General features: G+C 37.1%; 11 protein-coding genes. 9 read left to right on the top strand and 2 right to left on the bottom strand.

All coding sequences use genetic code 11. The features are described from left to right. Window positions 1-59: 59 nt before the first annotated feature. Together OL225_RS12510 and OL225_RS12505 are read left to right on the top strand one after the other, a co-directional pair. The gene (locus OL225_RS12510) at window positions 60-3,644 is read left to right on the top strand and encodes a gliding motility-associated C-terminal domain-containing protein (RefSeq protein WP_264518478.1); all 3,585 of its coding nucleotides are present in this window, start codon (window positions 60-62) and stop codon (window positions 3,642-3,644) included. 274 nt (window positions 3,645-3,918) lie between these two features. Further along, the gene (locus OL225_RS12505; RefSeq protein WP_264518477.1) at window positions 3,919-6,276 is read left to right on the top strand and encodes a choice-of-anchor L domain-containing protein; all 2,358 of its coding nucleotides are present in this window, start codon (window positions 3,919-3,921) and stop codon (window positions 6,274-6,276) included. Window positions 6,277-6,405: 129 nt separating this feature from the next. On the opposite strand, the gene rsmA is transcribed toward OL225_RS12505, so the two are convergent. Then, complete coding sequence (gene rsmA / locus OL225_RS12500; RefSeq protein ID WP_213278544.1) at window positions 6,406-7,176, bottom strand: 16S rRNA (adenine(1518)-N(6)/adenine(1519)-N(6))-dimethyltransferase RsmA; 771 nt, start codon at window positions 7,174-7,176, stop codon at window positions 6,406-6,408. Between the two features lie 91 nt (window positions 7,177-7,267). On the opposite strand from rsmA, the gene OL225_RS12495 reads away from it, so the two are divergent. The 7 genes from OL225_RS12495 (at window position 7,268) to OL225_RS12465 (ending at window position 12,808) form a co-directional block, all read left to right on the top strand. After that, complete coding sequence (locus OL225_RS12495; protein WP_047376996.1) at window positions 7,268-8,167, top strand: cell division protein FtsX; 900 nt, start codon at window positions 7,268-7,270, stop codon at window positions 8,165-8,167. A gap of 2 nt (window positions 8,168-8,169) precedes the next feature. Continuing rightward, the gene (locus OL225_RS12490) at window positions 8,170-8,466 is read left to right on the top strand and encodes a DUF3098 domain-containing protein (RefSeq protein ID WP_264518476.1); all 297 of its coding nucleotides are present in this window, start codon (window positions 8,170-8,172) and stop codon (window positions 8,464-8,466) included. A 115-nt stretch (window positions 8,467-8,581) separates the two neighbouring features. Further along, entirely contained in the window at window positions 8,582-9,400 is an 819-nt protein-coding gene (locus tag OL225_RS12485) for an undecaprenyl-diphosphate phosphatase (protein WP_047376994.1), read from the top strand. A gap of 24 nt (window positions 9,401-9,424) precedes the next feature. Next, complete coding sequence (truB, locus tag OL225_RS12480; RefSeq protein WP_264518475.1) at window positions 9,425-10,123, top strand: tRNA pseudouridine(55) synthase TruB; 699 nt, start codon at window positions 9,425-9,427, stop codon at window positions 10,121-10,123. Next, on the top strand, window positions 10,120-10,698 hold the full coding sequence (locus tag OL225_RS12475) for a hypothetical protein (protein ID WP_052184684.1): 579 nt from the start codon (window positions 10,120-10,122) through the stop codon (window positions 10,696-10,698). The genes truB and OL225_RS12475 overlap by 4 nt, the downstream gene beginning before the upstream one ends. Continuing rightward, window positions 10,698-11,420, top strand: a complete 723-nt coding sequence (gene rluF / locus OL225_RS12470; protein ID WP_047376992.1) for a 23S rRNA pseudouridine(2604) synthase RluF — start codon at window positions 10,698-10,700, stop codon at window positions 11,418-11,420. Before OL225_RS12475 ends, rluF begins: the two co-directional genes overlap by 1 nt. A 167-nt stretch (window positions 11,421-11,587) precedes the next feature. Further along, window positions 11,588-12,808 carry a YncE family protein gene (locus OL225_RS12465; protein ID WP_264518474.1) on the top strand — a complete coding sequence of 407 codons (1,221 nt, stop codon included), beginning with the start codon at window positions 11,588-11,590 and terminating at the stop codon, window positions 12,806-12,808. Window positions 12,809-12,891: 83 nt separating this feature from the next. On the opposite strand, the gene OL225_RS12460 is transcribed toward OL225_RS12465, so the two are convergent. After that, window positions 12,892-14,154, bottom strand: a complete 1,263-nt coding sequence (locus OL225_RS12460) for a helix-hairpin-helix domain-containing protein (RefSeq protein WP_264518473.1) — start codon at window positions 14,152-14,154, stop codon at window positions 12,892-12,894. Window positions 14,155-14,282: the final 128 nt, after the last annotated feature.

Here is a 14,282-nt window from a genome sequence, read left to right as displayed (position 1 = left end):
ATTGTGTTAACTTGAATTTCAATCAAAAAAAATAGTATTTTTGTTTAAAATAATATAAAATGTTAAATAGGAGGAGAGGAAATTTATTTTTAGCGTTATTTCTGGCTTTCATAGGAAACTTTGTTTTGGCTCAAAATAAAGGGAGGGTAGAAATTGCTGCAAAACCTAAAGCTGCTTCTTTGAGAGCGGGTGTCTTTATTGATGTGAACGCACCAAGTTACCCGGAATCAGGCTATCCTATAACCCAGCTGATCAATGATGTTCTTATATCAGGAGGTACCACTTGTACCAGTTCAAGCGTAAGCAATGTAACCGTATCTCCAAACTTACCTGCTACCAATCAGAACAGAAGCTGGGGATATTTTAATAAATCAAATACCAATTTTCCGTTTAGTAAAGGGATTATACTTTCTACCGGATACGCCAATAAAGCAGGAAATACTTTTCAGGGAACCTTAAGTGATGACCTTGGAACAGGAGGAGATGTAGATCTTGCGAATGCTTTGGGAATCGGGAATAATAACCTGACCAATGCTACCTCAATAGAGTTTGACTTTGTAGCAGCTTCTACTGAAATTACTTTCAGATATTTATTTGCTTCAAAAGAATATCAGCAAAACTTTCCATGTACCATTACAGATGGTTTTGCCTTGCTTCTAAAAAAAGCATCTGATCCTAATTATACCAATCTTGCAGTGCTTCCGGGAGGAGCGGGTGCTGTAAGTGTTACCAATATCCACCCGCAGTATCAAAACTGCGGACCTAAAAATGAAGCCTATTACGGTGGTACAAATACTGCTCAGATTGAAACCAATTTTAATGGGCGTACGATTCCTCTGACAGCAAAAGCAACTGTAATACCAGGAGAAACGTATCATTTTAAAATTGTTCTTGCTGACTATCAGGATCCTAACTTTGATTCTGCAGTATTTCTGGAAGCAGGATCATTCGATATTGGAGTGAAAATTTTGGACCCGGCTGGAGTACAGCTGCCTGCATCTGTAAATATGTGTGACAATACACCACAAACTTTTACAGCTTCTGTACAGGGTCCCAATATTACATATCAGTGGTATTCAGGTACCAATCCGATTGCTGGGGCTACCAATGCAAGCTATACGGCAACTCAACCGGGAGTATATACTGTAAAAGTTTATATTCAGGGGAATACCTGCCCGGGAGAGGCTACCATTACCGTGGTAGGGGGAACATCTCCTACAGTACAGAATGCTACATTAACGGCCTGTTATGCTGCCGGAAATGCTACATTTAATTTAACATCAGCACAGGCTTCAATAAGTACCACTCCGGGAGCTGTGTTTTCATATTATACGACCCTGACAGACGCTAATGCAGGAAATACAAATACAATTCCAACTCCCACAGCTTACCAAAGTGCAGGAGGAACAGTATATGTAAGAGTAGCCAATGGCTTTTGTGCTAAAGTAGCGCAACTGCAATTGGTAAAAGCACCACAAATGACGCCTACTATTGCTCCTCCGGCAGTACTTACCTGTGCTAACTCTCAGACGACATTGGATGCATCGGCTTCCGTTTATCCGGCAGGTGCTACATTCAACTGGACAACCACAGGCGGAAATATTGTTTCGGGGGGTACAACTCTAAATCCTGTTATCAATGCTGCCGGAACCTATACTTTAACCATAACAAAAATATATCAGCCCGGAAATATCAGCTGTACAGCAGTGGGCAATGTGACCGTAACAGGAAACAGTGCTCCACCAGTTACGGGACTTACCGCAAGTAAAATAAAAATCTGTAAAGGAGAATCTGCAACACTTACTGCTTCAGGAGGTGCTACTTATAACTGGGGCAATGGCCTTACCGGAAATGGAAGTACACAGGTTGTTTCTCCTACTGTTACAACTACTTATACTGTAACAGCAGTAGGTGCTAACGGATGCGTGTCTCAAAACCCCGCCACCATAACAATTGAAGTATCAGAACCTTTTACAGCACAAAATGCAATATTGCATAAATGTTATCAGCCAGGATTAACTTATAATCTTACAGAAGCTCAGCCTCAGATCACAACTACAGGAGGAGTTACTTTCACTTACTATGTCAATCAGGCTGATGCCAATGCTGCTAACGGAAACTCTATTGCAACGCCTACAACATATACACCACCGGGAGGAAGCCAGACTATTTATGTATTGGCAAGTAACGGAGGCTGCAGCTATGTAGTATCTCTGCAATTATTAAGCACAGCTCAAACTACTCTTACAATTGCAGCGCCGCAAACGATTACCTGTACAACCCCTCAGATTACAATTAATGCTTCTGCATCTGTAGTACCTGCGGGATCCACTATCGCCTGGACAACAACGGGAGGAACCATCGTGTCCGGAGGGAATACTCTTACCCCAGTTGTAAGTGCTGGTGGAACATATACTTTAACGGTTACTAACATATCACAACCAGGAAACCTGAGCTGTACCTATACTTCAACAGTAACTGTGCAGGAAGATAAAGTAAAACCAGTAGCTGCTGTTGTTTCATCAGTACCTCGTATTTGTATAGGAGAATCTGTAACATTGACAGCTTCGGGAGGGGTAACCTATAACTGGGGTAATGGCCTTACCGGAAACGGAAATACTCAGGTTGTTTCACCTACTGTAACGACAACATATACGGTATTTGCCGTGGGAGCTAATGGTTGTATTTCTGCAACAGCAGCAAGTGTAACAGTTCAGGTTGGCCCACCTATCGCAGGACTTACTGCATCCAAATTAAAAATCTGTGAAGGAGAATCTGTAACATTGACGGCTACAGGAGGAATTACTTATAACTGGGTAGGACTTACAGGAAATGGAAATACACAGGTCGTTACTCCTACTGTAACAACAGAATATTCAGTATTTGCACTGGGAGGAAATGGATGTAGCTCTGTGAATCCGGCTAAAGTTACTATCGAAGTAGTTCCTGCAATTGTTTCTACATTGAAGGATGTATTTGTTTGCGCCGGAGATAAAGGAACTCTTGATGCAGGTCCTGGACCAAATTATACATACTTATGGAATACAGGCGCAACCACTCAGACAATAACGACTAATGTTGCCGGCACTTATTCTGTGATCATCAGTAATGGAGTTTGTTCCAAAACATTCTCTGCTCAGCTGATTAATCCTGATCTGCCACAGTTTACCAACGTTGTATATGATAATCATATTCTTACCCTTACCGCAAGCAATCCAACAGGAGGTACTTTAGAATACTCAATAGACGGAGGGCTGACATGGCAGCCGTCGAATATATTTACCGGTATCCTGAATAATACAATGTATACTCTGATGGTAAGAGTAAAAGGTGCTAAATGCGGTACTTCACTTGACTATTTTACATTCGTTATCAGTAATGCTATTACACCTAATATGGACGGTGTAAATGATACTATAGATTTCACAGGAATCAGCGGATACAAAGATTTTGCAGCTTCTATCTTTGACAGATATGGAGCCGAGGTATTCAAAGCTGCGAAAGGCGATGTTATCTGGACAGGGTCTTTAAAAGGAATTAATCTTCCTACTGCTACTTATTGGTATAGAGTACAGTGGGAAAACCCGGCCAGTAAGAAAATGGAACAACGCTCAGGCTGGATTCTCTTGAAAAACAGAAACTAAATATTTAGAATATAAAATTAACAACAAAATCTTTCAGCAATGAAAGATTTTGTTGTTTTATACCATAGACGTTATCGTGTTTTGTGAATTATTTTAAATAGAGGATAAATATGTTAAAACAATTTGTAATACAATAGTACCACATTATGTACGCGGGAGTTAATTAACGAAAATTTACTTTAAAAGGTGCATGTTTTGTTTTTTTGTGGTAAAAAATATAAATATGTATGTGAGATATTTAAAAAAAAATTAAATTTGTTGAAACAAAAATATTATGAGAAGATATCTACCGCTTTGTTTATTTTTTTTAGTCATCTCGACTTTTTTATTTTCACAAGATCTGCCACCAAGGAAACCCCTAAAGGAAACTCCTACAGCAGCCTCCAGAAGAGCAGGTGTTTTTATTGACGTGAATGCTCCACAGTACCCTGAAACTGCTTACACTATTGAAAAAATGGTTAAAGATGTATTGATCTCATCCGGGACCAATACCTGTCTTACTCCCAATGTAACCAATGTGAAGATTACTCCTAATCATGCTGCAAGTGATGCAAACAGAGCATGGGGTTATTTTCATAAGGCGACAACCAATTTCCCTTTTAAAGACGGGCTTATTCTTTCCACAGGTTACGCAAGAAGAGCTGGTAACAGTTTTGAAGGTGGACTGAGTGATGTCAACGGTGGAGGATCAGATGCTGATCTTGCACAGGTGATTGGAGTAGTGGAAAACAGATTGAATGATGCTGTTCTTTTGGAATTTGACTTCGTTCCTACGACAAGTCAGATTAAATTTAATTATCTGATTGCATCCGAAGAATACACAGGTTCATTTCCATGTACCTTTGCAGATGCATTTGCGATCTTATTGAAACCTACTTCGGGTGGACCTTATGTGAATATGGCTGTACTTCCCGGAGGTGCAGGACCTGTAAGTATTACGAATATCCACCCTGCAGTACCAGGCAGCTGTGGAGCGGTAAATGAACAATATTTTGCCGGATATAACACAGGTAACGTGGAAACCAATTTTGCAGGAAGAACAATTCCGTTGACAGCTACAGCAACTGTAGTAGCAGGGCAGCAGTACCACTTCAAAATGGTAATTGCCGATTATAGTGACCACAGTTATGACTCTGCAGTATTTCTGGAAGGAGGATCTTTCAATATTGGAGTAGACCTTTTAGACCCTGCAGGAACAAAATTACCTTCTGATATCAATGTTTGTGATAATGTGCCTCAGGTAATCACAGCTTCTGTGAATGACCCTAACCTTGTTTATCAGTGGTATTATAATGGTGCACCGGTACCTAATGCTACTACCAACACAATTACAGCGATACAGCCGGGTACTTATACTATTGAAGTAAGTGTTCCGGGGAATCCATGTCCGGGTAAAGCTACTATTCAGATCCATGGAGGAACTACTCCGCAGGCTCAGGATGCTACATTACTGCTTTGTACCACGCCGGATATTACCACTTTTGATTTAAGTACAATTACCTCTACCATCAGCCCGACACCGGGAGCTATTTTTAAGTTCTATGTGAATCAGGCAGATGCAATAGCACAGAACAACAATTATATTCAGACTCCGCTAAACTATAACGGTAATGATGGCCAGATTCTTTATGTGGTGGTTTCCAATGGTGGTTTCTGTAGTAAAATGGTTGAATTGAAATTATTGAAAGAAGTAACCCCAACTGCTAAAGTAAAAGCTTCCAGAATAAAAATCTGTCCGGGAGAATCAGTAACCCTTACTGCTGAAGGAGGAGATACTTACCTATGGAGTAACTTCATGGGAACAGGAAATATGCAGACTGTTACTTTATATCAGACAACAACATTTACAGTATATGCCATTGGAGCAAAAGGTTGTAAATCTCTTAATCCGGCAACAATAAGAATTGAAGTTACTCCTGAAATCACTTCACCATTAAAAGATGTTGAAATGTGTATCGGTGATAAAGTGACTCTTGACGCAGGTGCAGGACAGGGCTTTAAATACCTTTGGAGTACAGGGGCAACAACACAGAAAATTGATGTGGACCAATGGGGTATCTATTCTGTGGAAGTTGATAACGGAATTTGTAAGAAAATTTTTGAAGCTAAAGTAATGGGTGCTGCTACTCCTTTTGTGACTGCATTGAGCTATGAAAGCATCAAGAAAACAGTAACGATCACGGCTGAAAACCCTCCGATGAACAATATGCCAAGTACTTTGGAATATTCTATTGACAACGGAATCAGCTGGCAGGATTCAAACGTGTTTACCAACCTTTTAGACAATACAAATTATACAGTTTTGGTAAGAAGAGTAGGTACACACTGCGTAGGATCTCTAGAATTCTTTACATTACAGATCAACAACATTATTACTCCGAACGAAGACGGAATCAATGATGTTCTGGATCTTAAAGCTCTTGGAGACTTTAAAAACTTTACAGGTTCTATATATGACAGATATGGAGTAGAGATGTTCAGATTCTCAAAAGAAAATCCTATCTGGGACGGAACAGTTGGAGGTAAGAGACTTCCTACAGCAACATACTGGTATAAGTTCAACTTTGAGTATCCAAGATCAAAAGCTCAGATGAACTGGTCAGGATGGATCATGCTGAAAAACAGAAACTAGAATTGATAATGTAATATAAAAGAAAGCCTTTCAGATTTATTTTGAAAGGCTTTCTGCTTTTTAGGAATAAAGTTTGTCGCCGTTAATCCAAAAAAAAACTCCTTTATCAGGAGCTTTTATTATTGAAGTTTATTGATTTTCTTTCCAGAGATTGGCGAAGTGTATAAAATCTGCTACACTAAGCTCTTCCGCTCTTTTATCTAAAAATTCATGACCTTTTAAAGCTTCAGGAATATTTAAGGATTTCAATGCATTAGACAATTTTTTTCTTCTCTGGTTGAATCCTGTTTTTACAATCTGCTTAAAAAGAATTTCGTTGCCTGCAAGACCTTCTTTAGGATTTCTTGTAAGACGGATTACCCCTGATTTTACTTTTGGTGGTGGATTGAAGACGTTCTCATGTACCGTAAACATATAAGATACATCATAATAAGCCTGTATCAGAACAGAAAGAATACCGTAATCTTTAGTTCTCGGAACAGCTGCCGTTCTCTCAGCCACCTCTTTCTGGAACATACCTACCATTTCCGGGATCAGCTGATAATGATCTACAATCTGAAACAGGATCTGAGAAGAGATATTATAGGGGAAATTACCAATGATGGCAATCTGATCATCTTTGATAAAACTGAAGTCCTGTTTCAGGAAATCTCCCACAAAAGTCTCTTCAGTAACCTTTGTATAATTTTTTTTCAGGTATTCGATAGACTCAGTATCGATCTCTGCAAGGTAAATGTTCTGATCTTTTTCAAGAAGATATTTGGTAAGAACTCCCATTCCGGGACCTACTTCCATAATATTATTATAGTTCTCAAAACTAAGACCTTCTACGATTTTTCTTGCGATGTTTTCATCTGTCAGGAAGTGCTGTCCAAGATGTTTTTTTGCTTTTACACTCAAGGTTTTTTATGATTTTATTAACAATGATTTTCTTTATTTCGTCCCAAATTTCGGAAGTTTTTTTCTATTTTAGCCAAAAATTTTAATATTAATGGCTAAATCTGTAGATGAATTTAATAAGAAAAGGCTTCGGTCCAGCAATATTACAGTAGTGATAAGTATTGCCTTAGTGTTATTTTTGTTAGGATTAATGGGGCTTATTTTAATTAATGCCCAGAAATATTCTGACTATATCAAAGAACAATTGGTGGTGAACGCCTACTTTGATGAAAATTATGATGCTAAAGATTCTGTAAAAATTGCAAAACTGGAGGAAGAAACTTTTAAAAAGGTACAGACTCTAGCTCCAGTAAAAAAAGCAACCTATATTTCAAGAGACATGGCTGCAAAAGAAGCCAAGAAAAGTATGGGAATTGACAGTGATGCATTGTTTGAAGAAAATATTTTCCCTTCTTCTATTGAAGTTGCTTTAAAACCGGAATTTGTGGATCCAGCAAAAATTGATGAAGCTATCAAAGAGATCAAATCAGTTCCCGGAATTATCGATGTTAAAAATGACAGTACTTTGATGGTGGATGTTTACAATAACCTGAGCAGAATCTTAAAGTGGATCTTAGGATTTTCAATTCTGTTTCTGGTATTGGCGGTTGTTTTGATCAACAACTCTATCCGTCTGAAAATATTCTCGAAGAGATTTATTATTAAAACAATGCAGCTGGTAGGAGCGAAAAGAAGATTTATTCTTAAACCCTTCATCATTGAAGCTATAATTTTAGGAGCTATTGGTTCTGTAATTGGTCTTATTGCTTTAGGTGGTGTCTGGTATTATTTCACGAGCCAGATTGGTTCCGCTTTCGTACAGGACAACAACCAGTACTTCTGGTTAGTGATCCTGGTATTGGGAGTAGGAGTTTTTATCTCTGTCTTAAGTACAATTTTCGCTACATGGAGGTTCTTAAAATCAAACGTTGACGATTTATATTACTCTTAACAATGAGCAAAAAAACAAATAAATTTTCCGCTTCAGACTTTGGACATGAAGCTGAAGTACCACAGGAAAACGCTTTCTATTTCGGACCGCAGAATTTCAAGTGGATGCTGATAGGACTGGCATTTATTGTCATAGGATTTCTACTGATGATGGGCCCGGATGCCAATACGGTAGATGGTAAATTTGACCCGAACTCATGGAATGATGATATCTTTTCTATGAGAAGAATCAGGATAGCACCTCTGTTTGTTGTTATAGGATTTGTAATAGAAGTATACGCTATCTTAAAAAGAAAATAATAGAATAATAATTTTATTTAAGGATTAAAAAATTTAAGTATTGAAAGATTTAAGCCAATCAGCTGGTCTTTTTAATTCTTAAATCTTTTAATCTTTTTTAATTTTTTAAAAGAATATGGATTTAATCAAAGCAATTATTATTGCCATCGTAGAAGGGTTGACAGAATATCTTCCGATTTCTTCTACTGCACACATGGGATTTACAGCTAACCTGATGGGGCTTGAAGAAACAGAATTTTTAAAAATGTTTCAGGTATCCATTCAGTTTGGAGCCATTTTATCGGTGGTAGTGGCATACTGGAAAAAGTTTTTTGACTTAAATAATATTCAGTTCTATTTTAAACTTGCTTTTGCCGTAGTTCCTGCACTGGTTTTAGGATATTTATTCGATGATAAAATTGAAGCTGTACTTGGAAATCAGATCGCTATTTCTTCAGTTTTGGTTTTAGGAGGTGTCATTTTACTGTTTGCTGACAAATGGTTTAAAAATCCGAAGATTGATGATGAAAAAGGAATTACCATAAGAAATGCAGTGACCATTGGTTTCTGGCAGTGTCTCGCGATGATGCCGGGTACAAGCCGTAGTGCGGCTTCTATTATTGGAGGAATGGCACAGGGACTTACCAGAAAAGCTGCTGCAGAATTTTCTTTCTTTCTTGCTGTACCTACGATGCTGGCAGTAACTGTGTATTCAGTTTTTGTTAAAACCTGGGGAAAAGAAACTCCAAACCCACAGAAAGGATATGAAATGATTATGTCTTCGCAGGATCACATTATGATCTTTGTAGTAGGAAATGTTGTCGCGTTTATCGTAGCACTTATCGCTATCAAAGCATTCATCGGAGTGCTTAATAAATACGGATTTAAACCTTGGGGCTGGTACCGTATTTTTGTTGGAGTTGCCCTGTTGATTTACTTTTATTTCTTTAAATAAGAAATTACCCATTTATACCCATTCATGACTGCTGAAGAACTGAAATCAGGATACATTTTTTTATTGGATAAGCCTTTGGACTGGACTTCCTTCCAGGCTGTCAATAAAATGAAATACAAACTTAAAAGGGAGTTTGATCTTCCTAAAAAATTTAAAATCGGGCATGCAGGGACTTTAGATCCCAGAGCAACAGGGCTTCTTATTGTGTGCTGCGGAAAATTCACCAAGAAAATTCCTGAAATCCAGGATGCTCCCAAAGAATACTGGACGGAGATTAAGATTGGAGTACAGACAGAATCCTATGATACTGAAAAGCCTGAAATTCTTCATCAGGATATCTCCTATATTACCGAAGAACAGGTAAAAGAAGTGCTGGAAAAATTTGTTGGCGAAATTGAACAGAAACCACCCATTTATTCAGCCATTAAAATTGATGGTGAAAGAGCTTACAACCTTGCAAGAGCTGGGGAAGAAGTAGAAATGAAGGCCAGAAAAACAACCATTCATTACATTAAGGATATTAAAATAGATTTTCCTTTAGTAAGTTTCATGGTAGGATGTTCAAAAGGAACATACATCAGAAGTCTTGCACATGATATAGGGCAGGAGTTGGGAGTAGGAGCCTATCTGACTCAGTTAAGACGCACCAAAATCGGTGACTATGCTATTGAAAATGCTACAGATCAGTTCTTGAATAACGAGTACAGATTTGAAAGTTTATGAAAATAAAACTATCCTTTTTCTTATTGGTGCTTGTTTTTGTTAAAGCGTTTTCCCAGAATACGGAAACTGGAAAATCAAAAATGGATTTTTATTTCAATCCTTCTCTTAATGCAGGTTTTAATATTAATAAGAAAAATCAAACCAATAATTCGCAGTATATTGAGAGCAGATCTTCACTAGGAAATCTTACTTATAGTATCACTGCTATCGGAGGATATAATTTTCTTCCTAACTTTGCCATAGGAACCGGATTCAAATACAGCTTTATACAGGATAATTATCATTTGATCTATTGGATTATTCAGCCTAAGATTATTTTTTCTCCTGGGGAACGGCCTTTTTATATAGACATTAATTATGGAAAGCAACTTAATCATTCTGCTATTTCAGAAACAGAGTTTTGGGGTGGAAGATTGGGAATGCAGGTTTCCTATTCAAAAAGATTAAGCCAGGAAGGAGGAATTGTTTTTGAATCACATAAATTGAAAGATGACGCTGATGGGTTTTTCATAGGATTAAGCTATGGAATTACTATTTTCAGTAATAAAAATTATACCGGCTACGGAAAAGACTAATGGAAAAGACACGTATCAATAAATATTTATCAGAAGTAGGGTACTGCTCAAGAAGAGCAGCAGATAAACTTTTAGAAGAGGGCAGGATCAAAATAAACGGAAAAATTCCGGAGATGGGAACAAAAGTTTCCGATGAAGATCTTGTAGAGGTAGATGGAAAACCTATCAGAGAACCTCAGGAAAAGCCGGTGTATATCGTTTTTAATAAGCCGGTAGGAATTGTATGTACTACAGATACAAAACGTGAAAAAAATAATATTGTAGATTATATCAACCACCCGAAAAGGATTTTTCCTATCGGAAGATTAGATAAACCAAGTGAGGGGCTAATCTTACTGACAAGTGATGGGGATATCGTTAATAAAATTCTGAGAGCACGCAACAATCACGAGAAAGAATATATAGTTCGTGTAGATAAGCCGATTAATCCAAGATTTTTGGAAAAAATGCGTAATGGTGTTCCTATTCTGGATACCGTTACAAAAAAATGTGAGGTAGAAAAGATTGATGATATGAATTTCAGAATTGTTCTTACGCAAGGGCTGAACAGACAAATCCGAAGAATGTGCGAATACCTCGGATATGAAGTAAAAAAACTGAAGCGAATCCGTATTATGAACATCAAACTAGACCTCCCGATTGGAAAATGGAGAGATCTTACAGAAGATGAACTGAGTGCATTGAATTCTATGCTTACAGATTCCAGTAAAACATTCGACTAAAACTTATACTATACTTTAACGGTTTCCCTATATTTTCCAGTATCAACTACTTGAAATACGAATGAATTATTTTTATTTCATAATTTTTCACATATTAGTGTAATATATTTTATTTTTCACAAGAAATATATTATATTTATAACAATAACACCTATAACCTGAAAATCATGAAATTAAAATTTATTGCAGCCCTTTTATTTGTGACTTTGATAACTTTTACCAGTTGTCTAAATGAGCACGATCCGGATCATTCACATGATTCCTCCTTTTACATTGATTATAGAAGCTTGAAAGGATTACCAGATGGAATTGCCGTTATAGAACTAGACCCTGAAGCTCCGGATTTTGGAAATATCAGCAGCAGGCTGGAATTGGGTGTTGGTGTATTACCACATCATATCTATTACAACCAAAATGCAAAAAAAATGTTTACTACTGCTTTGGGGGGTAGTTATCTTTATGAGATAAAAACGGGAGAAGATCAAAATGGACTGCCAAAATTAATTAATGCAACACCTATTGATACTGGTGAGAATACAGTAGGAGAAAATTTATTTTTCACGAATGACGGAAGATATTTTATGACCTTTATGGGAGGAGCAGGAGGGCTGAAGGATGGCAGTGTAGGTGTTTTTAATGCTAATAATAATCAGCTTATCAAAACAATTAAAGCACCCATTCAGGCTAATCCCAATCAATTTATAATGTATCCGCATGGTATTTCAGTTAATGAAGAAAAAGGATTAATGATGGTCACCTCAACCATCCACCCGGATCTTACTTCAGGATTGGGAAATACCTGTACTTTATTAGATCTCAATACCTATGAGATAAAGGAGACATATCGTGTAGCAGACTCGCCAACAGACATGTCTGCTCCTGTTGAGGTTTTACTTTTGCGTGGAAAATTTCCGCAATACGCACTTTCTACAACAATGATCGGGGGTGATATCTGGATTGCTCCATACAATACGGCAACCAAAAAATATGATGCTTTTACTAAGCTTTTTGATGGAAGCACACACGGATTAGGCTGGGCTCTCGAGATGTATATTGATGATTCAAACAGGTTGTATGTGAGTTTTGCAGATCCCGGAAAAGTACTTGTCTTTGATTTAAGTAATCTTCCCCAGCTAAAACTTTTGAAGACTTTTGATGCTGATAAAGGAGCGCATCATATGGCTTTCTTTAAAACCAAATCAGGAAAAGATGTTGTAGCAGTACAAAATAATTTATTGGACCTCCCTAACTTGAACTCCGGAACCATTAGCGTCATTGATATCAACACAGGAAAAACCCTAGGTACAGTTGATTTACGTAACCGTTATGGAATACTGCCGGAATCTATCGAAGGTACCAGTGGCCCCAGCAATTATATGCATCACTAAAATTTAAAATATTGTTTCAGATAATCAACTATTCCAAAAATTATTTTTTGGAATAGTTTCGTTTATTTTTTATCTGGCTTGAATTATTTTATATATAATCTCATTCTTTCTTCATACTCAGGTTTCAGTTTTAAAAGTTTCCATATTTTTTTATCATCAGGATTACTGATCCGGTAGAATATGATTTTGTCTGCTGAATATTTGAAATAAGGATGATTTTTAAGCCATTCTTCCGGAGCTTCCACTAATGAATATCTGGGCACATCTGAAGTATTCAGCGGTGCTGTTGAAATTAGCTTTTGCACAAGATCCTGATCAATATTGTAAGTGCTTAAAATCTGCTGCTTATTGATAAATCCACCCAGCTTTTTTCTGAAGCCAATGATAGAACCGGCGCTTCTTTCATCCAGACCAAATTCTATAAGTTGTCTGAAAGTAATAGTATTGAGATCTGTTTTTGAAAAATCTGTTTTTTCCTGTTGCTTTTCCTGGAGTTTGATATAAGGTTTCATTTCCTGAAATTTCTCAGCAGAAATCACAAAACATTTCTGTAGATCATCCGGGCTTTTAAAACTTCCCCGTAGATTTCTATCCCGGTAATTAATGATGGTAATGGCTTGTTTTTCTGAAAATCCAAAGGCTTTCCAGTCCTCTATGTCCAGTTGATTAGGATCAAAAGAATGATATTTAATTTTAGTTTTTACTGTATTATTCTTCGCTGAATTTTTGAAAGTTTCGGGAGTTTTTGCTGGCAGAAGCAAATAAGGTTCAAGTTTACTATAATTTTCCGGAGAAATGATAAAACATTCTTTAAACTTCTCTTTGCTGATGAAACTTCCCCCAAGATAATTTCTGTATTTTAAAATAGCATCTGCCTGTCTTTCGCTGAAGCCCATTTTGAGCCAGTCATTGGCAGAATACCGATCAGGATTGAATTTTCCCGTAATGGTAATTTCTTTCCTATCCATTGTACTATACTCCTTAGAATTTCCCTTTTTCAATGTTTCAGGAAGTAAAATGAAAGATTCCAATTCACTGAATTTCTCTTCAGAAATAGCGTAACATTTTTTCAACTGCTCTTTTGATGTGAATTTTCCTCCCACAATATCTTTATACTTGAGAATTGTAGCAGTCTGCTTCTCTGAAAACCCAAGTTTCTGCCATTGATCTTTGCTCAGTGTATTAGGATCAAAATCTGATAGATCCGCAGAATTTGAAGGAGCTGTAATGAACTTTACATCAGGAAAAGGTTCTTTCTCCCGGCTGGTGTATTTCTGATAGGCCAATAAAATTGTCAGCAACGTGACCATAAATGCCAATTTCTGGTAATAGTTTTTTCTCATCATACAGTAAAAATATCAATAAGAATAAAGCGTGTCAATATCTGATAATGAAATGGTTAAATATGATATGCAGATTGCATTTAATTCTTATGATACAAACAGAAATATGATCTTTTATATGATATAATTTC

Source organism: Chryseobacterium viscerum (assembly GCF_025949665.1).
Taxonomy (GTDB): Bacteria; Bacteroidota; Bacteroidia; order Flavobacteriales; family Weeksellaceae; genus Chryseobacterium; species Chryseobacterium viscerum_A.
Note: the sequence above shows the minus strand (reverse complement) of the source record. Positions and strands in the feature narration are given on the sequence as shown.